The sequence below is a fragment of the Sorangium sp. So ce363 genome (assembly GCF_051520435.1).
Classification (GTDB): Bacteria; Myxococcota_A; Polyangia; order Polyangiales; family Polyangiaceae; genus Sorangium; species Sorangium cellulosum_B.
Window position 1 is genome coordinate 11,654,092 of sequence record NZ_CP150333.1, and the last position, 21,082, is coordinate 11,675,173.

Genomic DNA, 21,082 nt, shown 5'->3' on the forward strand with positions numbered 1-21,082 from the left:
GATCGCCGGGGCCCAGTTCTCTGCCGGCGGAGGCGGCTGCGCGATGGGGGAAAGGGGCGAGAGAGGGGGTGAGGGTGTGACCTGGAGTCGTGTTGATGTCGTGTTGCGAGGAGGCGTCGAGGCGCGTGGCTCGTGCGCGGCGGCGCGCCTGTCGCCCGTGCAGACGTTCGACGAACTCCTCGCTCGCGCCCCCCGCGAGCGCGCTCAACGCGTGAGCTTGCCCACGAAGCTGGTGGTGGCGGTCGCCGCGGTGTTCACGATGTCGAGGGTCAGCGTGGCACCGAAGTAAAAGCGAGGCGTGTATCGGCGCACGGGCGTCAGGGAATCTCCCTCGGCGAGGATCATGTTCTCCGCGTGGCCCGAGGGCAGGTACTCCTGCTGGATGAGCGCCAAGCCGGCGTTGAAGCTGAGCCCGGCGACGGGCTCGAGCACGCCGCCGAGGAAGACGCGATCGAAGGGCTGGCCGAGGTCGAGATCCACGCCGGCCTGCACGCCGAGCAGATCGCCGAACGTCGTCGCGCACCGCATGTCCTGAAACGATGAGATGACGCCGCGGCGCCGGCCGCCGGGAAAGACGTTGAGCACGATCGAGGGGTTGACGCTCCAGTCCTCCTGGACCGAGAGGCGACGCTCGCCGCCGGTGCCGGGGAGGGTGGTCTGGACGACGCGCCGAGACCCGTTGACGACGATGGGGAAGAGGGCTCCGAACTCGAGGTAGTACTGCCCCTGATCGATCGACACGGCATACGACTCGTCGATCGCGCTCCCCGGATCGCCGGCCGCGAGCTCGTAGCGGATCTTCAGCGACGTGATCGACGTGTCCTCGGGGATCTCCGCGACCTGCTCCGCGAGCAGCACGATGGTCGGCGCGGTCGCGGCCTTCGCGGCTGTGGCCGCCGCATCCTTCTCGAAGAGCCGGTCCGGCGAGCGGAGGAAGCTCACCGAGAGCTTGACCTTGTCCTTGAGCGCCGCCTCGCCGAATACGCGCACGATCAGCTTGTCTTTGGGGGACAGAGAGTCGACGAGGGAGTAGACATCGGGCTCCAGGCCGTCGCAGAGCGGCTCGCCGGATCTCGCGTCGATGCAGAATGCGCCGGGGGCCCTGCACGACGTCGCGCAAATCTGCTGGATCTCCTGGCGCTTCGCCTGCACGGCCTTGGTCTGGTCGACCAGCGCGGGTACACCGAGCAGAGACTCATGGATCTTCGACGCCTTCGCCGTCAGGCTCGCATTGTCCAGCGTCGTGAGGGACTCGATGAGCTCGTCGACCGCTCCGAGCTGCTCGTCGATCTCCTCGGCGCGAACGACGATCGACGAGATGTCGTCCGTCAGCTGCTTCGTGATCGCTTTGCTCGCCTTCACGGCGGGCTTGAGCTTCGAGGCCTGGTCGCGGAGCTGCTTGGCACACGCAGCCGCATCGACAGGGGCATTGCATACGCCCGGCAGCGCCGCGGAGGGGGCAGGCGCCGGCGGCGCGACTGCCTTCTGGAGCTCCTTGTCTACAGCCTTCCTCGCCGTGACGTAAGTGCAGTGCGCAGCGACTGCTTCTCTCGCTTTTGTCTCCTTATCGGTCGCCGTGCTTGCGCTATCCATCTCTTGTTTCTTCGTGAGAAACGCGCCCTGCGCGCTTGTCACGGTCGCCACGAGCGCTTTTAGCGCTGGATCGGGGGCGGCGGGGACGCGCTTCTGGAGAGCGGGCAACTCCTGCTTGATCTCCGTTTCGAGGTCGAGCACAAGACCGGTGCACGATTGTCCAGCACTACACTCGACGGCGACGTCCCTGCATTCGCCGTCTGCAGCATGGCCAACGCGGGTCGTGAGGAGTACCGCGCCGACGCTTGCCGCGATGAGCACGGACTGCATCCACGGCGCGCCATGGTTCAACTTGATGAGCTTGCGCTCCCGCACTTTGATCACGATTCGCTTCCTCCTGTCCCGCCCGTGCCCCCTGTGCCGCCGCCCGTGCCCCCTGTGCCGCCGCCCGTGCCCCCTGCGCCGCCGCCCGCGCCCCCTGCGCCGCCGCCCGCACCTCCCCCGCCGCCATCGGAGCCGCCGGAGGGGTTCTGTCGAGCGGTCGTGATCGGCAACAACCGGCTAGCGAGCAGCGGTCCCGAGCACGCCGGGGCGTCGTCTCCGCTGCCGCGCCCGAGGAGATCGACGTAGAGCTCGCATTCGACGTCGTCCGGCATCACGATGAAGAACCACGGCTCGTCGGCGGGCGGCGCGGCGATGCACGCGGACTGCTGCGCGTCTCCTCCAGGCGCGTCCGTCGAGAAATCGAGCTTCCCTGCGACCGTCTTTAGCCGCAGGTGCGTGCCTCCTCGCTGCTGGACGAACACGTTGGTCCCCAGCGCCGGCGAGTCCGGCTGCTTCGAGGCCGGCGTGACGATGAGGTATCTCTCCACCTCCGAGTCCGTCGTGCATCCTGAAGAAAAGAGCGCCGCAAGCATGACAAGCCCGACCGGCCACCGGTGTTGATTCATCATGAACGATTGTCTCCTGAAGATTGGTTTGCGCGCGAGCGCAGGAAAGCCATGCTCCCGCTCAGGGCCAGAAGAGCGGGGCCGCCGCGCGTTCGCCCGGCGCCACGAGGACGGCATCCTGGGCATAGCCGGCCTGTCTCATGGCGCGACTGGTGTTCTCGACGATCTGCGCGATGGAGGCCGTCAGCCCTCCCGGCCGCTCGAGCTCTTGGACGAGGTGATAGGTGAGCGCTCCATAGACCTGGCCGCCCAGAGGACCTTCGTACGCTTGCTGCCCCTCCGCGCAGGCTCCGATGAAGACGACGGGGAGCGCGCTCATCGCCTGGCGCATCCGGCCCGCCGCGCGCCCCGGCGCGAGCGCCCGCGCGCTCCGGGGCTCGCGCTCCGGGGAGACGCTCCAGCTGCGAACGGTCTTCTCGCCTCCTGCCGCCTCTCCTGCCCCGCGCGCCGCGCGGGGCATGCCGCCGGCGTGGCACGAGTCGCAGGCCCATACGACGTGCGCGCCGCTGGGCCGCAGCCTGGAGAAGAGCGCCGCGAGCTCATTGTCACGGATCGCCGTGGCGTTCGTGCTGTTGAAGCCGAGCGTGCAGAGCACCTCGTCCAGCTGATCGGCTTCGCCAGCGTCGCCCGCCGAGGTGAGCTGGTCGCCGTGGCCGCTGAAGTGGAAGAGGAGCCGATCGCCGGGCTCTGCCCCATGTACGAGCCACTCGAGCCGCTCCAGGATGGCTCCCTTGGTCCCTGTCGCGTCGAGGGCACGTACGATCTCTGTGTTGACGTTGAAGCCACAGCGGTCTTTGAGGAACCTGCGCATCAACGCGACGTCGTTGAGGGGTCCCGCGAGCGGTCTGTCTGAATAGTCGTTGATGCCGACGAGCACGGCGCGCTTCTTCATAGAGTGCTCCCTTCCGTCGTTGCCTGTGTGACGAGCGTGGGGCCGACAGCACAATATCTCGCCTCGTATCGGCGCGTGTCCAGCAAAAAGGAAGAGCGAGGCCGCGCTGCGAGGACCTGCGCCGCCGCCGAGCGGCGCGTGTTCTCCTGTTTTTCTCCTCGGCGTTTCCCCGCTGTTTCCCTGCCGCTTCCCTGGCGCTTCCCCGCCGCCGCGCGGCGGCGGGGCGGGTCAGCCGACCCGGTGCTCGACGCTCGGCGCCTGGGCCTGCCGGCGGAGCTCGACATTGAAATGCTGGAGCACCCAGCGCTCCGCGTCGGTCATCGACGAGAAGACCCTGACGGGATGCGGCGGCGGCTTCAGCCAGTTGAGCGCGGTCAGGATGCCGTTCACCAGGCTGGATTCGCCCACGATGCCGGACGCGAGCAGGTGCGCGCGCGCTTGCCGCTCGTAGTCGGCGTACATCTGCGCGATGGCTCGCCGCTGCATGGCGTTCGGCATGCTGCTGCCGCGCGTGTCGTTGATCAGGCCGAACGGCCCCGAGACGATGAGCTGGATCATGCCCCTCATCAGCACGTCCCAATCTTCCTGGGTGTAGTGCTCGCCGGCCCGCATCACGACCAGCGGATAGCGCGAACGATCCAGCTCAATCCCGCGCGCCAAGGCCGCCTCCGTCCTGATGAACGCCACGCTGGACCGAAACGCGGATGGACTCGTACGAGAGGGCGGTCGCGGAGCATGCGGCGGTCATGTACGTCCCGGTCGGTTCAGAAGGGCAGCATTACAATGAAGAGCAAAGCGATTCGCGGCTGTCAATGACAAATCACGGCGCTGATCCGAGGTGACAAGAAACTCCTGCGCGCCGCGCGCCTCCTGGACAGCCAGGCTGTATTCATCATTTCTGCGCGATCCGGAGGGATCGTCGCGGGGGACGGCCGGTACGTGGACGCAAGTTACCGAAATTGTTGCACAAAATCGGCTGTGTTCGGCGCTCCTCCGTCTCCTCTCTGCCTCCGCATCGATGGCGCCAGCGCCGCCGGCGCCGAGGCAGAGCAGCGGACGTGGGACGGCGCCCTGTCACCCGCCGTCGTAGGGCCCCGGAAACACCGGCCCCGGCGCGAGCAGCTGAGTGCCGTCCATCAACCAGACAGCCGCCTGGTTCGTTCCTTTGGCGTACCAGAGCACGTCCGCCATGCCGTCGAAATTGCTGTCGGAGGCGGGGCGCGCCTCCCAGCCGCGGCCGAGCGGCCCCGGGATCACCGGCCCTGCCGCGATCACCAGGGAGGCGCCCTCCATCAGCCAGACGGCCATGAGGTTCCGCTCCGTGTCGTTCCAGAGCACGTCCGCCATGCCGTCGCCGTCGTAGTCCTGCGCGGTGACGACGTGAAAGCCGGGGCCGAGCCCCGGGAGGATCGGCCCCGGCGCGAGCAGCTGGGCGCCCTCCATCAGCCAGACGGCCATCAGGCTCTGCTCTTCGTTGTCCCAGATCACGTCCGCCATGCCGTCGCGGTTGAAGTCGCGCGCGCTGCGCGCCACCCAGCCCTGGCCGAGCGGCCCCGGGATGACCGGCCCCGGCGCGAGCAGCTGCGGTCCATTCATCGTCCATGTCGTCATCACGTTCTGATCTTTGTTGTTCCAGATCACATCCCCCATGCCGTCGCGGTTCAGATCGGACACCCCGATCACCTTCCAGCCCTGGCCGATCGGCCCCGGGAGGATCGGCCCCGGCGAGAGCAGCTGGCTCCCTTCCATCAGCCATATGGCCACCAGGTTCTGGTCGATGTTGCGCCAGAGCACATCCGCCATGCCGTCGGAGTTGAAGTCACCCGCGTTGACCGCCTCCCAGCCCTGGCCGAGCGGCCCCGGGATGACCGGCCCCGGCGCGACCAGCTGGGTCCCCTCCATCAGCCAGATCGCCGCCAGGCTCTTCTCGGGATGCTCCCAGAGCACATCCACCATCTCGTCGCGGCTGAAGTCATTCATACGAATGGCCTTCCACCCGTACCTGCTCGCCCGCTGCGTCGCGCGTCCCAGGGACGACGCCGCCGGCTCGGCGGACCAGCGGTCGTGGTCCGGCTCGATGCCCGGCGCGCAGGCCGGCATAGGGTGAATCGCGGCGATCGCGCACAGCGCAGCCCCTGTAGCCGCAGACCTCCTCACACTCGCCTCGCTTGCGGCTCGGGCGCGGGCGCCGACGCCGGCACGGGAGATCCGATCCGGTCCACGATCCTGAGCACGCCGAGCACGTGAGCGGGCCGATAGCAAGCGCAAGGCCATCGAGGCCATGGGGTGCGCCCGATCTCGGCGTGGTCACCACATGGTACCTCACCAGGCCACTCCCCGCTTCTCGCATCGAGGATGGCTCTACCGGGGACGTACACCTGGGAGGATCCTGCCCACGTGCTTGCCTGTCGCGGAGAGCGTCAGTTGAGGCCAGCGGCGACGCTGGCGAGGCCGACCGTGAGATGGACGGCGGTGACGCCGACGAGGGTGCGGTGGCGCGCGTAAAAGAGGCCGAAGAGGACGCTCGCGGCGAAGGTGATGACCGCGAAGGCCAGCGAGACATACAGGTGGAACACGCCGAAGAGCACCGAGGTGACGACGATGGGCGCGAGGCGCCCGGCGTCGGGCAGGAGCCGCTCGAGCGAGGTCTGGATCACGCCGCGCGCGATGAACTCCTGGAGCAGGCAGTGCGGCCCATAACTCGCGAGGAAGATCGCGAATTCGAGGCCCGAATACCCCGCGACCGAGCCCCAGTCGAGCCACGGCTCGCCGCGCAGGGCCGGCCCCGCGCGGAGCGCGAGGCACGCGGCGAAGGCCATGGCGGCGATGACGAGCGCTTCGCGGAGGCTATGCCGCGCGCCCGAGAGCGTCACGCCGAGCCGCGCGAGCGGCAGCGGCTGCCGCCGGACGAACCACCCGATCGGCACGAGGAGCAGCAGCAAGAAACCCCACGAATAGCCCATCTGGAGCAGCGGCGGCAGATCGGCGCGGATGAGATCCCGGACGAGCTGCGCGACGCCGAAGAGGGCGATGACGACGAAGAAGAACGCCGCGAGCTCCCGGCGCAGCTCCAGGGCGTCCCGACCGCCGCGGCGGAGGAGCTCGATCTCGAGGCGGAGCAGGTCGTGATCGGCGTCGCTCGCCGCAGCCAGCCCAGCGCGCTCGGTCGAGCGGTCGCGCCGGCCGGTCGACGGGCGCGCGTCGCGGGCGGCGGAGCCGGCGAGGAAAGGAACATGGTGTGGGTCGATCACGTCGGAGGAGGATTCGAGCAAGCTCATAAGACTATCCCCATTGAACCAGCCATGATGTCACGCCTCTGGGCGAGCGATCAAGCGCGTAAGAGGTTCGCCGTTGTAACAGCCAGCGTGGTTCACGTTGTTTGCGTCATTCACGTCATTCACGTCATTCACGTCGTTCACGTCTGGCTGCCGCGGCGGGTACCAGCGCGGCGCGGCGGGTACCAGGCCGGCGCGGCGGGTACCAGGCCCAGCCGTTCGTCGGAGCGTTGCTCGCGTTGCGCGCGTTGCGAGCTTCGCGAGCTTTGCCATGGGCGCGCATGCCGCTATCAGAGAGGTCGTTCCTCCGAGCCCAGCGCGATGCCGCGGACGAGCGGGCGCCGAGCTGGGCGAGGACGGTACGACAGGGGGCAGACCACACCGTGCGGCTCGGGATCCGGCTTCAACTCTTGTTCGCGCTCGGCGCGCTGCTCCTCCTGGCGTTCGTGCCGCTCTTCTTCGCCGTGGCGAGCCTCACGCGGGCCACGATGAGCGGCGCGCGCGCGTCGAGCGCCCGCGCGATCGGCCGCGCCATCGCCGGGCACGTGGCCGCGGCGCGGACGACCCGCTCCGCCCCGGAGCTCTCGCTCCTGCTAGAGGCGCAGCTCGGCCCGGACGGGGCGTCGGCGATCGGCGTCTACGACGCGGCCGGGGCGCTCTCGGGCCGCGCCGGGGAGCCGGAGATCGCGGCGGCGCTGCCCGCCTCGGTGGAGGCCGGCACGGAGGTGCTGAAGACGGTGCGGACGGCGCGCGGCGATGCGCTCCTGGTGGTCGTCCCGGAGCCTGCGCGCGAGGCGGCGTCTCTCGCGGAGCCGGCGCCCGCGACGTCGACGGGCTCCGTGGCCGTGCTGGTGCCGACCGACCCGTCGACGGTGGCCGCCGCGCCGCTCGTGCGGATCGTGGCGCTCTACACGGGCATCGTGGCGCTGGCGCTGCTCGTGTTCGCGTACATCTCGATGACGCACCTCGTGGTGCGGCCGATCGACGCGGTGTCGGAGGCCGCGCGCCGCGTGGCCGGCGGGGCGCGCGACCTGGAAGTGCCGCGGGCCGGCGCGCGGGAGCTCGCGGAGCTCGGCGCGAGCCTCGCGCTGATGACGGGCCGCCTCCGCGCCGACGAGGAGTCGCTGCGGGCGAAGATCGCCGAGATCGAGCGCTACGCGGCGGACCTGAAGAGCGCGCAGGAGCGGCTGGTCCGCTCGGAGCGGCTCGCGTCCGTGGGGCGCCTGGCGGCGGGGCTCGCGCACGAGATCGGCAACCCGCTCGCGGCGATCCTCGGCCTGCAGGATCTGCTGCTCGCCGGGGGCCTCACGCCGGCCGAGGAGCGCGACTTCGTCGAGCGGATGAAGCGGGAGACGGAGCGGATCCACAAGATCCTGCGCGACCTGCTCGACTTCGCCCGGCCCGCGGCGCGGGGCGCGGCCGAGGCCGGCGACGATGGAGAGGCAGGGCACCTCCCCTCGGGGTCGGTCGCGGAGGCGATCGGCGACGTCGTCTCGCTCGTCACGCCGCAGAAGGCGTTCCGCGCGATCGAGCTCGAGCGAGACGTCGCGCCCGACGTGCCGGCCGTGCCGCTCGCGCACGGGCAGCTCGTGCAGGTGCTCCTGAACCTGCTCCTGAACGCGGCCGACGCGGTGCCGCGCGTCGGGGGGCGCGTGGCGGTGCGCGCGTCGCGGGGCGCGGGCGGGGGCGCGCGGATCGAGGTCGAGGACAACGGGCCGGGGATCGCGGAGGCGGTCCGCGAGACGCTGTTCGAGCCGTTCATCACGACCAAGGAGGTCGGCGAGGGGACAGGGCTCGGGCTCGCTGTGTGCCGGGGGCTCGTGGAGGCGGCCGGCGGGACGATCGGGGTCGAGCGAGGCGCGGACGGCGGGGCGCGGTTCGTGGTGCTGCTGCCGGGGGCGGCCGACGGGCATGGGTGATGGGAGGGCCAACGCGCGATCCCAGGCTCGATTCCACGCGAACGGAGCGATCGGCAGTGGCCCTCGCTTCTCCCGTCTGGCGGCGAGCCCCCGCCCTCCCCTGGGCGGGAGCGCTCTACTCCTCGGCGGCGCCCGGAATCCACCACGAGGCGACCGCGAGCTCTCCGTTGAAGGGCGGTAGCACAGCGCGCTCGTCGTCCTGCGCGGTCGCCGTGAGCGCCGGCCTCCCACCGACCGTCTCGAAGACCTCGACCAGCCGGCGCATCGGGTCCACGATCCAGCTCCAGCCGACGCCGGAGCGCGCGTAGAGCGGCAGCTTCACCGCCACGTCGTCGCGGGCGGTCCGCGGCGACAGGACCTCGCAGCACCAGTCGGGGAGGATGGTCAGCGGGTTCTCGTCCGGCAGCTCGGGGACCCGCTCGACCCGGAAGCCGCACAGGTCAGGCACGGCGAGCCGGCCGCCGGGGAAACGGATCTCCGTCTCGGGCTCGATCCACCAGCCGACGCCGCCGACGTTCGCGTCGAACGGGACGAGGCCGTGCAGGCAGAGCCTGGCCGCGCGGCGGTGGCGCTTCCCGAGCCGCGACATCGTTCGGAGGACGCCGGGCTCCAGGATCTCGCCCGTCAGGTGCTCGGGCAGGGCGCGGATGCTCTGGTAGAGCTCCTCGAAGGTCGGGGGGGTCGTGGCGGGTTGACCCATGCCGACGAGCGTATCCGATCGCGCGCGGTGCGCGAGCGGCGATCGGGCCGCGTCAGTTCACGTCCCGCCCCGCGGACGGCCACGGGCGCTCGCCGCCGAGCTGATCGAGCTCCTTCCGGAGCTCGTCGGTCGGCGCGAGCACCTGCATCCGCTCGAGCACGCTGCGCAGCCGCGACGCGTCCGAGCGGCTCGAGTAGATCGACCGCAGGTTGTTCAGCATGCGCACCAGGATCTGCCGCTTCTGCGCGGGCACGAGCAGCCGCGGCTCCGGATCGCGCGTGGCGCCCGTGGCGCGGGTGTGCAGCGCGCGCAGATCGTCCCGGCCGAGCAGGCGGCCCTCGAACGGGTCGATGAGCAGCACGCCGCCGCGGACCGGCGTCCTCACGAGGAAATGGCCCGGGAACGAGACGCCCTGGGCCTCGAGGCCCGCGCGCCAGCACACCTCGAGGAGGACGACGGCCAGCGTGATGGGGATGCCCGTCCGGCGATCCAGGACCTCGTGCAGGTAGCTGTTCTTCGGGTCGTAGTAGTCCCCGGAGTTCCCGTGGAACCCGAGGTCGCCGTAGAACCACCGGAGCAGCTGCTCGATGGGGCCGCTGCCCGGCGTCGCCTCCGCGGCGCGCAGGGGGCGATCGACCGCGCGCCGCGCCTCGCCGCCGAGCCGGTCGAGCACGCCGAGGTAGTGCGGGATGTCGAGGCCCGGGTACGCGGCGTCGTCGATGAGGAGCGCCGCCTCGGCGAGGTCGAGCTCGTCCTCCGGTCTCCCGGCGATATGCGCAAAGAGCGTCAGACTCACCGGCGCGGCCATCGGACCGAGCGTAGCGCCACCCGACAGAGGTGGTCTAGGCGTCCCGCGCGCCGTCGTCGAGCCACGCGTCGACGCGGACCCCGACCAGGTTGCGCTTCTCCATCGCCGCCAGGATGCGCGGGAGCGCCAGGGGCCCCGCGGGCGCGTGGTCGTCGCGCTCGGCCGCGTCGTGGAGCAGCACGATCGCCCCGTCGCGGAGCCCCGGGATGATCCGCGCCGCCACCCGCCCGGGGTCCGCCCCGGCGAGCCCGTCGAACCCCCGCGCCGACCAGCCGATTACGTCGAGGTCGAGCGCGTCCACCACGCGGGCGATGCGCGGGCTCGTATGGCCGACCGGCGGCCTGAAGAGGGTGGGGCGGGTGCCGGTGATCCGCTCGATGACGTCGAGGTTCTGCCGGAGGTCGCGCTCGACCCGGCGGGCCGAGCGCAGCGAGAAGAGCCGGTCGTGCGCGTGGCTGTGCAGGGCGATGGCGTGGCCCCGCGCCGCGATCTCGCGGACGAGCTCCGGGTGGGCCTCGGCCTTGCGGCCGATGACGAAGAACGTCGCCTTCACGCCCGCCTCGTCGAGGAGCGCGAGGACCGCCGGCGTGTGCTCCGGGCTCGGCCCGTCGTCGAAGGTCAGCGCCACGCCCCGCGCGCCGGGCGGGCCGCGCTTCACGACGTCGACGAACATCCCGAGCCCGAGGAAGAAGACCCCGCACAGGACGAGCGCGAGGTAGCCGGCGATGGCCGCGCCCGCGACCGCCATGGGCACCGGCGCGACGAGCAGCGAGCGCGCGACCAGCGCGAGCGCGCCGAGCGACGCCGCGTAGAGGAGGGCCCGCGCGAACGGCACGGCTACTTCTTCGCGCGCTTCTTCTCGGGCTCGAGCTCGAGGTCGTCGTCGAGCTCGTCCGCCGCGGCGGAGGCGGCGATGCGCTTGTTGTTGCCCCCGGCCGCCGCCTTCACCGCCGGCTTCGCGCCCGGCTTCTCCTCGTCCGAGGGGTCGTTGTCGGCCTCGTAGAAGCCGCCGAGCAGCGCGGCGATCGCGGCGAGCGACGTGATCGCCAGGCCGCCGAACGTCCCGGCGCTCCCAGCGGCCTCGCCGAGCGACAGGTTCGCGCCCCCGAGCTCGCCGAGCGGCAGCGGCACCGGCACCGTGAGCCACCTGCGCGCGGCGTACATCAGGCCGGCGCCGAGCAGCGCCCCGACGAAGGCCTTCATCCCCGCCTCGATCTTCGCGTCCTTCGCCCAGATGGGCTTGCCCGCGACCAGCCCCACGAGGACCCCGGCGAGCGCCGCGGCCAGGTAGGCGACGATCGCCATGGGCGCGGCGAAGCCGAGCTTCGCCAGCGCGAAGCCCAGCAGGCCCCCCACGATGAGCCCCTTCACAACCCCGAGGATCAGGCGACCCAGCATCAGCTCCATCCTTGGCACGACGCGGGGCGCCGTTCAACATGGCGCGGCGCCATGGCGCCATTGAAACGCGGCCCCGCGCGGTCGCGTTCCCGGCGCCGTTCCGCGCCGTTCCGTACCGTTCCGCGCCGTTCCGTACCGTTCCGCGCCGTTCCGCGACGTTCCGCAGGGCGCCGCGCTGTGAGCGCGACCGCGCGGCGCCATCGGGCCGCGCCAGGAGCGCGACCGCGCCGCGCTCCCTGTGGTAGACGGCCCCCCACCGCCCGGGTAGCCCGCTCCTCCTCGACAACGCGCTCGGCCCCGCCGCGCGCCGCGCCCCTCGCCGCAGCCTGACCCGGGGTCCGACCGGCCGTGCTCTTCAATACCCTCCGTTACGCCGAGTTCTTCGCCGCCGTCTTCGTCGGATCGTGGGCGCTCGTGCGGTACGCCGGCGCCTGGCCGCGCCTCGTGTTCCTGCTGCTCGTGAGCTACGGGTTCTACGCGGCCTGGGACTGGCGCTACCTGCCGCTCATCTTCGCCTCGTCCACGGTCGACTTCCTGCTCGCCCGCGCGATCGCCCGCGAGGAGCGGCCCCGGGCGCGGCGCGCGATGCTCATCGCCACCGTGGCGCTGAACCTCGGGTTCCTGGGGTTCTTCAAGTACTGGAACTTCGCGCTCGAGAACGCCGCGGCGCTCCGCGCCTTGCTCACGGGCGAGCCGGCGAGCGTGGGCCACGCGTTCCGGGTGCTCCTGCCGCCGGTCGGCATCTCGTTCTTCACGTTCGAGTCGATGAGCTACGTCGTCGACGTGTACCGGGGCGAGCTCCCGCCCCACAAGAGCTACCTCCGCTACCTGCTCTTCGTCGCCTTCTTCCCCCACCTCGTCGCCGGGCCGATCGTTCGCCCGCGGGACCTGCTCCCGCAGTTCGAGCGCGCCCCGAGCCTCACCCTCGAGGAGGGCGGGGAGGGCCTGTTCCTCGTCGCGATCGGCCTCGTGAAGAAGGTCGTCCTCTCCGACCAGCTCGCGCTCAACCTCGTCGACCGCGTGTTCGAGCGCCCGGAGAACTACTCGGCCCTGGAGGTCCTCGCGGGCGTCTACGGCTACGCCGCGCAGATCTACTGCGATTTCTCCGGCTACACCGACATCGCGATCGGCTCGGCGCTCCTGCTCGGCGTGCGGTTCCCGAAGAACTTCGACGCGCCGTACAAGGCGCACAACCTCGCCGATTTCTGGCGCCGCTGGCACATCTCGCTCTCCACCTGGCTCCGCGACTACCTGTACATCCCGCTCGGCGGCAACCGCGGCTCCGAGCTGGCGACGTACCGCAACCTGATGATCACGATGCTGCTCGGCGGCCTCTGGCACGGGGCATCGTGGAACTTCGTCTTCTGGGGCTTCCTCCACGGCCTCGGCCTCGCCGTGACGCGCGCCTTCCAGCGCGCGGTCCAGCGCCGGCGATCCGCCGGCGAGCGCGGGGGCGCGACCGCGAGCTCGCCCCTCTCCCGCGTTCCCCTCCGCGCGCTGTGTGTGCTGCTGACGTTCCACTACGTCTGCTTCGCGTGGATCTTCTTCCGCGTGCCGACGTTCTCGCAGGCCGTGCTCATCCTGCGGCAGATCGGCACGCTGACGACCTTCCACCCGAACCTCCCGCCCGTGCTCGTCGCGCTGCTCGGGGTCGCGCTCCTGTCCCATTACGTGCCGGAGCGCCTCTACGAGCGCGCCCGCGGCGCCTTCATCGCGGCGCCCGCGCCGGTGCAGGGCGCGCTGCTGTTCCTGGTGGCGATCGGGCTCCACGAGGCGGCGAGCGCGGCCGCGGTGCCGTTCGTGTACTTCCAGTTCTGATCGCAGCCCGGATCGGGCGCCGAGGCGAGCGGGCGGGCCAGGCGACGCGAGAGGCGGAGGGCGCCGGCATCGAGGGCGAGCGCGGTGGGCTCCCCGGCTCGCCGCGGTTCATTTCTCGGGATTTCGAGCCGAACGGTGCACTACGCTCTCGCCGTGCGCCCGCCCCGTCTCGCCGCCCTCGCCCCCCTCGCCGTCCTCCTCGCCGGCGCGCTCTCCCCGGCGTGCAGCGTGTCCAACGTGCCGTCGAACGCGATGCCGATGATCCGGGCGCGCGCCACCTCCGACCTCGATTGCGCCGACAAGGACGTCCGCATCGAGGAGCAGCTCGGCGGTCATTTCAAGGCCGTCGGCTGCGGTCGCAAGGCGTACTACCGGGCCGCCTGCGAGGCGCTCCGCTGCGTGGTGAGCGGCGAGGGCGAGGCGATGGTCCCATGGCGAGATCGCCCGGATCCGGGCGAGGTCGACCGGCAGCGGAACCGGCTGCCGTTCGAGTAGGCCGGGGCGCATCGGATGAACGCGCTGCGCGCCCGGCGTCCGGGCGGCGCGCCGGCGGACAGCGGGTTTTCGGGCCTTTTTCGGGCACGCGCGGCCGGGCCTGAGGTAGCCTGCGCCGTCCCGGGGATCTGCCGCGGGTTCGGCCATGGCCTACATCACCACCGAGAGCTGTACGTGACCGACACGGAGCAGGCCGACACCGACGCCCGGCCCGAGCCGGATCCGAGCTCGCCGCCGGACGCGCAGTCCGACGCCGAGCCGCGGCGCCCGCCGAAGAAGCGCGGGAAGCGGCGCGACGAGAAGGCGGCGCCGCCCCCTGGCAACGCCGCGCCGGCGCGCCCTCGCCATCCCGAGATCGAGCGCCTCGAGCAGGCGTTCGAGCGCGGCGACTACGCGCTGGTCCGCGCGGAGGCGGGGCGGCTCGCGAAGGAGGCCGAGCGCGACGAGATCCGCCGCGCGGCGCGGGCGCTGCTGCGCCGGATCGACCCCGACCCGCTGGCCGTCGTCCTGCTCGTCGCGGCCATGGCGCTGCTCGCGTTCCTCGCGCTCTGGTACTGGTCCCACGGCCACGCGGCCCCGTGATCCCCGAGGAGGCAGCGCGGTGAACGCCGAGCCCGGACGTCCCTCACGCCGCCTCCCGGCGCGCTGGCTCGCCGCGCTCGCGCTCGCGCTGATCGCCTGCGGTGGCGCCCCGAGCCCGGGTCGGCCCGCGGCGTGGAACGCGGCGCCCGACGGGCAGCGGGGCGCCGCCTCGGGCACGCGGGCCGAGCGCTACTTCCCGCTCGTCGACGGGCACATCTACCACTACGCGACCATGAGCGAGGGCGGCGAGCAGGGCCTCCTCGTCGCGCGCGTGCACCGCGCGGACGCGCGCCGCGGCGAGCTCCGGTTCCCCTCGGGCGTGAAGCGCTTCGAGTTCACCGGCGAGGGCGTGATCCGCGGCGACACGGGCGTCTTCGTGCTCAAGGAGCCGATCGCGCCCGGCACCACGTGGACCGGCGAGCACGGCGGCCGCGCGCGGATCACCGCGGTCGACGTGGCGATCGAGGTGCCCGCGGGGCGGTTCACGGGGTGCGTGCAGACCGTGGAGGAGCGCCTCGGCGACAGGCCCGCGCGCTACGTGTCGACGTTCTGCCCGGACGTCGGCGTGGTCGTGATCGAGGCCGCGGGCGGGGCGAGCCACGAGCGGGCCGAGCTCAAGAGCTACGCGCCGCCCGTCGACATGGGCCCCGACGGCGTGCGGCGCGCCCCGGCCGATCCACCTCCCGGCGCCGCGAGCGCGCCCTGAGCGCGCCGCGCGCGCTCCGCGGTGGAGGCCGCCCGCGCGCGCCCCGCCTCGCCGCGCGCGCTCGCCCGGCGGCGCATCCCGCTGCTTTTTGCGCAGACGCGCAATCCGTGCGACCCGTGCCAGGCCCTTCCGTTTCCTGGGGGGCGGGAAGTAGACTCCCGGCGCCGCTCGTGGCGCGGGCGCACCGCTTGCTGCGAACACGCCACACGAACGCCGCTGGCGGCGCCTCTCGAATCACCAAGGACATGAATTACTGGGATTACATCCACGTCGAGGAGCTGCTCGCCCTCCAGGGTGGATTCGACGACGACGAGCAGAAGGTCGGCAACGACGAGGCCCTGTTCATCGTCGTCCACCAGATCTACGAGCTCTGGTTCAAGCTCATCCTCCGGGAGCTCACCTCGGCGCGCGAGCTCTTCCGCCAGAACCCCGTGCCCGATCAGAAGCTCGCCTCCGCGGCGCGCTCGTTCCGGCGGGTCGTCACCATCTTCGAGCAGGCGATCGAGCACTTCCGGGTCATGGAGACGCTCACGACCCGCGATTATCTCGATTTCCGCGATCGCCTCATCCCCGCGAGCGGCTTCCAGTCGGCGCAGCTGCGCGAGATCGAGCTCCTGCTGGGCCTCGACGACGCGCTCCGGATCCCGCTCGGCCGGGAGGGCAGCTACAAGGAGGCGCTCAAGACCGCGGACGGCGCGCCCTCGGCGGCCACGCGCCGCGTGGAGGCGAGGCTCGCGAGCGGGCCGAGCCTCAAGCACTTCCTGGACGAGTGGCTCTCGCGGACGCCGATCGACGGATCGAGCGAGCCGGAAGGCGTCGTGAGCTTCCTGCGCAGCTACACGCGCTCGATGCGCCAGGAGAACGAGCGCCGCGTCCAGATGGCGATCGACAAGGCGCTCACCCCGCCGGACGTCGAGCGGCTCCGCGCGCGCTACGAGGCGGAGAGCGCGGCCGCCGAGGCGTTCCTGCTCGCCGAGGACGATCCGGCGGCCGACGCGGCCACGCGCGAGAAGCGCCGGGCGGTCCGCGCGGCGATCGTCTTCATCGAGAGCTACCGCGAGCTGCCCCGGCTCGCGTGGCCGCGCGAGGTGCTCGACCGCATCCTGGAGATGGAGCAGGCCATGCTCATCTGGCGGCAGCGCCACGCGCGGATGGTCGAGCGGGTGATCGGCCGGCGCACCGGCACGGGCGGCTCCGCGGGCGTCGATTACCTCGACCAGACCGCGCTGCGCTACCGCGTCTTCGGCGATCTCTGGACGGTGCGCTCCCTGCTCTTGCGTAAGCCGAGCGTCCCTGAGCTCGAGCACGCATCGGATTACGGATTCCGTGTCGAGGACTCTCCGTGAAATCACTTCGCGATCACTTCTTGCGCCTTGATGCCCGTTCGCTCGGGTTGTTTCGCATCACCTTCGGGCTGGTCCTTATCGCCGACCTCTTCGGGCGGTGGCGATGGGTGCGGGACTTCTACTCGAACGAGGGCGTCCTCCCGAACCACAACCACCTCTTCAACCTCCGGGGCAAACAGCAGGTCTTCAGCCTGTTCCACGCCATCTCGACGGAGGGAGAGGCCCACTTCGCCTTCTCGCTGGCGCTCGTCGTCTACGCCCTGTTCCTCATCGGCCACCGGACGCGCGTCTTCCATGTGCTCTCGCTGCTCGTGCTGGTGAGCCTGACGTCGAGGAACGTCCTGCTGGAGAACGCCGGCAACTACGCGGCGATCGCGATCCTCGCGCTCACGGCGTTCCTGCCGTGCGGGAGCCGCTTGTCGCTCGACAGCCTCCGCGCCTCGCTCGCCCTGCGGGACGAGAAGCGCGACACGGAGCTGAACGACAGGTCGAGGGCCTCGGAGGCCGAGATCGCGGCCGAGCGCCTGCCCGGGTGGTCGCCGACGTCGCTCGCCGCGCTGGCCGTGCTGCTGCAGCTCGCCCTCATCTACCTCTGTACGGCGCTCCAGCAGCGCGGCGAGGCGTGGCGCGACGGGACGGCGTTCTACTATGCGCTCCACGCCGAGCGCCTGGCGAGCGACGCGGGCATCTGGCTCCGCGACGTCCTGCCGCTCGGCACGCTGCGCGGGCTCACGTTCGGCACGTGGGCCATGCAGCTCGCGATCCCGGCGCTGCTCTTCGTCCCGGCGCTCTTCCGCTGGACGCGCGGGGTCGCGGCCGCGCTGATGGTCCTGCACGGGCTGATCCTCGGGGTCTTCTTCGATCTCGGGCTGTTCGGCTGGGCGCTCGCCGCCGCGGCGCCGCTCGTGCTGCCCGGCGAGCTCTGGGACGTGTACGAGCGCTCCTGGAGCGAGGGGCGCGCGCGCACGCTCGTGTACGACGCGGATTGCGGCGTTTGCCTCCTCCTGGCGCGCCTGGTCAAGCGGCTCGATCTGCGCGAGCACCTGACGTTCCAGGGCAATGTGACGCTCGACGAGCTCTACGTCCGCAACCAGACGGGGGCCGAGGAGCGCGTGCCGATGCCGAAGGAGGTCACGCCGGAGCTCGTGGAGCGGACGGCGCTCGCGATCGACCGGAAGGGGCGCGTGTACATGCGGGGCGCCGCGGTGACCGAGGGGCTCCTGGCGTTGCCGCTCGGCTGGCTCGCCTGGCCGCTCAAGCTGCCGGGCATCTCGCACCTCCTGAACGCGCTCTACGACGTGGTCGCGGCCCGCCGGCACCGCATCAGCGAGCTCCTGGGGCGGCAGGCGTGCGGGATGCCGCTGCCCGACGAGGGCGGAGCGGACGGCGGCGACGCGGGCCCCGCTCCGGACGTCCCTGCGCCGGCGGTGCGGACGGCGCGGCTCGCGCTGGGGTCGCTGCGGGAGGCGGCGGTGCTCGTGGTGCTCGCCGCGGTGCTGGCGCAGACGGCGAAGGAGAACCCGCTGCCCGGCGCGGCGGCCGTCCCGCAGGGGGCGGTGCTCGCGGGCGTGGCGTCGTGGCCGCGCATGCTGGCGAGGTGGAACGTGATGGCGCCCGAGCCGCCGCGGGACAACGCGCTGATGGTGATCGACGGCCAGACGCGCGCGTCGGAGCCGATCGATCCGCTGACCGGGGAGGAGCCGCGGCTCCAGCCTGCGGGGCATTCCGGGGCGCGGCTCGGCCAGCTCTGGTCCGATTACCTCGATCGCATCCGGCGGCCGGAGTGGTCCGATTACCAGCGCGCCTTCCGCGACTACCTCGCGAAGGGCGGGCCCCAGGCGTCCGGAAAAGGGCGCGAGGCGTCGCTGTCGGGCTTCGATGCGTACTGGGTCTCGGCGTCGATCCCCGCGCCGGGCGAGCCCGCGCCGAGCAGCTTCGAGCGGGACAAGCTGTTCTCGCACTCGCGGGGTGGCACGGGAAAGCTGGGCGAGGGGGGCCTACCCCTCGTGCCGACCCTCCGCCGGCACGGCAAGCCGAACTGAGGCGCTCGGATGGGTCGGCCTGACGAGGACCCGAGCGCCGCGGAACCCGACGCGGCGCTCGGAAGTGGCGCGGGCGCGCCGCCCGGTGAGGGCGCGTCGACAGGGGATGTTCCGCCCGGCGAGGGCGAGCCGCGGGAGAGCGCGCCGCGCGGTGAGGGCGCGCCGCGAGCGCCCGAGGGCGGGGCTCCGAGGCGTCCGGCCGAGGGGCGCCTCCGGCGCGTGGGGCGATGGATCAAGGAGCATTACTGCACCATCGACGTCCGCACGCTCGGCCTGTTCAGGCTGGTGCTCGGCTTCCTCCTCTCGGCCGACTGCGTGCGCCACTGGGCCGAGGCGAGCTGGATCTACAGCAACGAAGGGGTGCTCACCAACCACTATCACCTCTTCCACCCGAGCAGCGGATACAACTTCAGCCTGTATCACGCGTTCTCGTCGACGGGAGAGGTCCACGTCGCGTTCGCGCTCTCGCTCTTCTGCTTCCTCTGCTTCTTCGTCGGATGGAACACGCGGCTGTTCTCGATCCTGGCGTTCGTGCTCGTGGCGAGCAGGGACAACCGGATCGTCATGATCGAGAACGGCGGCTATGTCGTCGTGAACATCATCACCTGCTGGGCCATGTTCATGCCGACCGGCAGGCGCTTCTCCGTCGACGCGCTGATTCGCTCGTACCGTGAGCGGCGGGAGCGGACGGCCGCCGATCTCGCGGATCGGAGGCGCCCCGAGTGGGCCGAGCGGCCGTACGTCTCGGGGATCGTGCTCCTCGCGATCCTGAACCTGGCGACCATCTATTATTTCAACGTCGTCAACAAGTCGGGCCAGATCTGGCGTCGCGGCGAGACGGTGCACTACGTCTTGCACCTCGATCGCATGGTGACCGGGATCGCCGTCCTCGCGCGGGAGCTCATCCCTTTCTGGGCGATGAAGGGGCTCACCTGGGGCGTGCTGGTGCTCGAGGCGCTGCTCATCACGTGGATCCTCTCGCCTTATGGCCGCCGCTTCACGCGGGCGCTCGCGATGGGGGGGATGTGGGCCCTGCACGGCTCGTTCGGGGTGATGATGCGCCTCGGCCCGTTCTCGTGGTTCATGATCGCCTGGTCGTTCCTGCTGCCGACGGCGCAGCACTGGGACGCGCTCGAGCGCTGGTATCGCCGCCGCGCGGCGCCCCGGGTCGTTGTCTATGACGGCGATTCGCCGCTCGCGTTCGCGCTCATGCGCTTCCTTGTCCGGCTCGACGCGCTGGAGCTGCTCCGGTTCGAGGAGGCGCGCGCTGTCCCGGCGGGCAGCGCGGAGGCGGCCGGGGGAGGGGAGCTCCGGCCGGAGCTCTTCGAGGTGCGCGACGCGACCGACCCGGCGGATGGGCGGGTGTTCCGCGGCGCGGCGGCGGTGCGCGAGATCGTGCAGGCGCTCCCTGGAGGTCGCTTTGCCTGGCCGTTCGTCTGGGCGCTGGCCCTCGGCGCGCCGGGCGCGCTGCTCGGGGTCGTCTCGAGGCGGCGCGACGGGATAGCGCGGTATTTCGGGCTGGATCGGGCGCCGCGCGGGCGGGGTGCGGGCGTGGTGGAGAGCCCGTCGCCGCTCGCGGAGCGCTTCGCCCGCGGAAGGACGATCGCGCGGGAGGCGCTGGTCGCGTACCTTGGGCTCTGCGCGGTGAGCCAGGCCATCAACGAGAACAAGAGCGTGCCGGCGTTCTTCAAGCACACTCAGCCGAAGTTCGTGCAGGCGACGATCGTGTATCCGCGCATCCTCCAGGGGTGGGGGATGTTCGCGCCGAACCCGATCACGGAGGACGGGTCGATCAGCGTGGACGCGATCACGGTCGACGGCCGGCATGTGGATCCGTTCACGGGGCTCCCGCCGGATCTGAACCTCTCCGACGCGCGGGGGCTGGGGCTCGGGCAGATCCAGCAGGACTATTTCAACCGGATCCGGCTCGATCGGAACAAGGCGTTTCGCAAGCCGGGCCTCCAGGACTACCTGCTCAGGTATCATGAGCGGACCGGGCGGCCGGAGGACGAGATCGTGGCGTTCGACGTGTACTGGGTGCGAGATCAGTGCCCGAAGCCGGGGGAGAGCGCGCCGTACAAGAACGAGGCGATCCCGATCATGTCGTACCGGAAGCCGGGGTATCGTCCGCGTCCGGGGCTGCCGGCGCTGCCGCCGCCGCTCAAGGAGGCGAGCGCGGAGAAATAGGCTGGCGTGGGGGAATCCCCCTCGGTGTTAACCAAGCTCGTTCAGCGCACCAAGCCCGCCCCCAGCAGTCACCAACGTGGTCGTGAACGTGAACGTTTACGTGGTCGTGGTCGTGGTCGTGGTCGTTAACGGCTCGATCGTGAACGTAAACGTCTCGCTCCCACGCGACCCGGAACTCGGTTGCGCGGAATCAAACGGAGGCAGCGACAATCGTCGACCAAGGTACCGGCGGAACGTTCACGTCTACGATCGTGTCGTCGACGACCACGACCACGACCACGACCACGACCACGACCACGTTCACGTTGGTGACCGCTGGGGGGTGGAGTGGGGCGGGCACGGTGACCTGAGCGCGACCGAACGAGCTTGGTCAACACCGATGCGGGCGGCACCCCGGGGCACTTTCTGGCGGCGGAGGCGGGGCGCTTGGC

General features: G+C 71.3%; 18 protein-coding genes. 8 read left to right on the forward strand and 10 right to left on the reverse strand.

Translation table 11 applies throughout. The features are described from left to right. Positions 1-204 precede the first annotated feature (204 nt). The 6 genes from WMF12_RS43875 to WMF12_RS43900 all read right to left on the reverse strand — a co-directional run bounded on the left by WMF12_RS43875 (position 205) and on the right by WMF12_RS43900 (position 6,653). A complete protein-coding gene (locus WMF12_RS43875) occupies positions 205-1,362 on the reverse strand; it encodes a hypothetical protein (RefSeq protein WP_437854647.1) in 1,158 nt (385 codons plus the stop codon). Between the two features lie 551 nt (positions 1,363-1,913). After that, positions 1,914-2,486, reverse strand: coding sequence for a hypothetical protein (locus tag WMF12_RS43880; protein ID WP_437854648.1), 573 nt, complete (start codon positions 2,484-2,486; stop codon positions 1,914-1,916). Positions 2,487-2,544: 58 nt separating this feature from the next. Next, entirely contained in the window at positions 2,545-3,375 is an 831-nt protein-coding gene (locus tag WMF12_RS43885) for a caspase family protein (RefSeq protein ID WP_437854650.1), read from the reverse strand. A 228-nt stretch (positions 3,376-3,603) separates the two neighbouring features. Beyond that, positions 3,604-4,062, reverse strand: a complete 459-nt coding sequence (locus tag WMF12_RS43890) for a hypothetical protein (protein ID WP_437854651.1) — start codon at positions 4,060-4,062, stop codon at positions 3,604-3,606. A 387-nt stretch (positions 4,063-4,449) separates the two neighbouring features. Then, complete coding sequence (locus tag WMF12_RS43895) at positions 4,450-5,355, reverse strand: FG-GAP repeat domain-containing protein (RefSeq protein ID WP_437854652.1); 906 nt, start codon at positions 5,353-5,355, stop codon at positions 4,450-4,452. A 440-nt stretch (positions 5,356-5,795) separates the two neighbouring features. Then, a complete protein-coding gene (locus WMF12_RS43900) occupies positions 5,796-6,653 on the reverse strand; it encodes a CPBP family intramembrane glutamic endopeptidase (protein WP_437713292.1) in 858 nt (285 codons plus the stop codon). A gap of 278 nt (positions 6,654-6,931) precedes the next feature. Between WMF12_RS43900 and WMF12_RS43905 the strand changes: the two genes are divergently transcribed. Continuing rightward, a complete protein-coding gene (locus tag WMF12_RS43905; protein ID WP_437742679.1) occupies positions 6,932-8,569 on the forward strand; it encodes an ATP-binding protein in 1,638 nt (545 codons plus the stop codon). A 115-nt stretch (positions 8,570-8,684) separates the two neighbouring features. Here the strand turns inward: WMF12_RS43905 and WMF12_RS43910 are convergent, their stop codons facing one another. Genes WMF12_RS43910 through WMF12_RS43925 form a run of 4 tightly spaced genes read right to left on the reverse strand, consistent with a single transcriptional unit; the run spans position 8,685 to position 11,475 of the window. Further along, positions 8,685-9,269, reverse strand: coding sequence for a Uma2 family endonuclease (locus tag WMF12_RS43910; protein WP_437854653.1), 585 nt, complete (start codon positions 9,267-9,269; stop codon positions 8,685-8,687). Positions 9,270-9,321: 52 nt separating this feature from the next. Next, complete coding sequence (locus tag WMF12_RS43915; RefSeq protein ID WP_437742681.1) at positions 9,322-10,077, reverse strand: SirB1 family protein; 756 nt, start codon at positions 10,075-10,077, stop codon at positions 9,322-9,324. Between the two features lie 34 nt (positions 10,078-10,111). Further along, positions 10,112-10,912 carry a polysaccharide deacetylase family protein gene (locus tag WMF12_RS43920; protein ID WP_437854654.1) on the reverse strand — a complete coding sequence of 267 codons (801 nt, stop codon included), beginning with the start codon at positions 10,910-10,912 and terminating at the stop codon, positions 10,112-10,114. Between the two features lie 2 nt (positions 10,913-10,914). Then, positions 10,915-11,475, reverse strand: coding sequence for a hypothetical protein (locus WMF12_RS43925; protein ID WP_437854655.1), 561 nt, complete (start codon positions 11,473-11,475; stop codon positions 10,915-10,917). 348 nt (positions 11,476-11,823) lie between these two features. Between WMF12_RS43925 and WMF12_RS43930 the strand changes: the two genes are divergently transcribed. The 7 genes from WMF12_RS43930 to WMF12_RS43960 all read left to right on the forward strand — a co-directional run bounded on the left by WMF12_RS43930 (position 11,824) and on the right by WMF12_RS43960 (position 20,651). Next, entirely contained in the window at positions 11,824-13,293 is a 1,470-nt protein-coding gene (locus tag WMF12_RS43930; RefSeq protein WP_437854656.1) for an MBOAT family O-acyltransferase, read from the forward strand. 153 nt (positions 13,294-13,446) lie between these two features. Then, the gene (locus WMF12_RS43935; RefSeq protein WP_437854657.1) at positions 13,447-13,788 is read left to right on the forward strand and encodes a hypothetical protein; all 342 of its coding nucleotides are present in this window, start codon (positions 13,447-13,449) and stop codon (positions 13,786-13,788) included. 174 nt (positions 13,789-13,962) lie between these two features. After that, positions 13,963-14,370 carry a hypothetical protein gene (locus WMF12_RS43940; protein ID WP_437854658.1) on the forward strand — a complete coding sequence of 136 codons (408 nt, stop codon included), beginning with the start codon at positions 13,963-13,965 and terminating at the stop codon, positions 14,368-14,370. A gap of 19 nt (positions 14,371-14,389) precedes the next feature. Continuing rightward, a complete protein-coding gene (locus WMF12_RS43945) occupies positions 14,390-15,076 on the forward strand; it encodes a hypothetical protein (protein WP_437854659.1) in 687 nt (228 codons plus the stop codon). Positions 15,077-15,267: 191 nt separating this feature from the next. Continuing rightward, complete coding sequence (locus WMF12_RS43950) at positions 15,268-16,422, forward strand: tryptophan 2,3-dioxygenase family protein (protein WP_437873953.1); 1,155 nt, start codon at positions 15,268-15,270, stop codon at positions 16,420-16,422. After that, entirely contained in the window at positions 16,419-18,464 is a 2,046-nt protein-coding gene (locus WMF12_RS43955; protein ID WP_437854660.1) for a DCC1-like thiol-disulfide oxidoreductase family protein, read from the forward strand. The genes WMF12_RS43950 and WMF12_RS43955 overlap by 4 nt, the downstream gene beginning before the upstream one ends. Before the next feature lie 9 nt (positions 18,465-18,473). Continuing rightward, positions 18,474-20,651, forward strand: a complete 2,178-nt coding sequence (locus WMF12_RS43960; RefSeq protein ID WP_437854661.1) for a hypothetical protein — start codon at positions 18,474-18,476, stop codon at positions 20,649-20,651. The last annotated feature ends 431 nt before the right edge of the window (positions 20,652-21,082 follow it).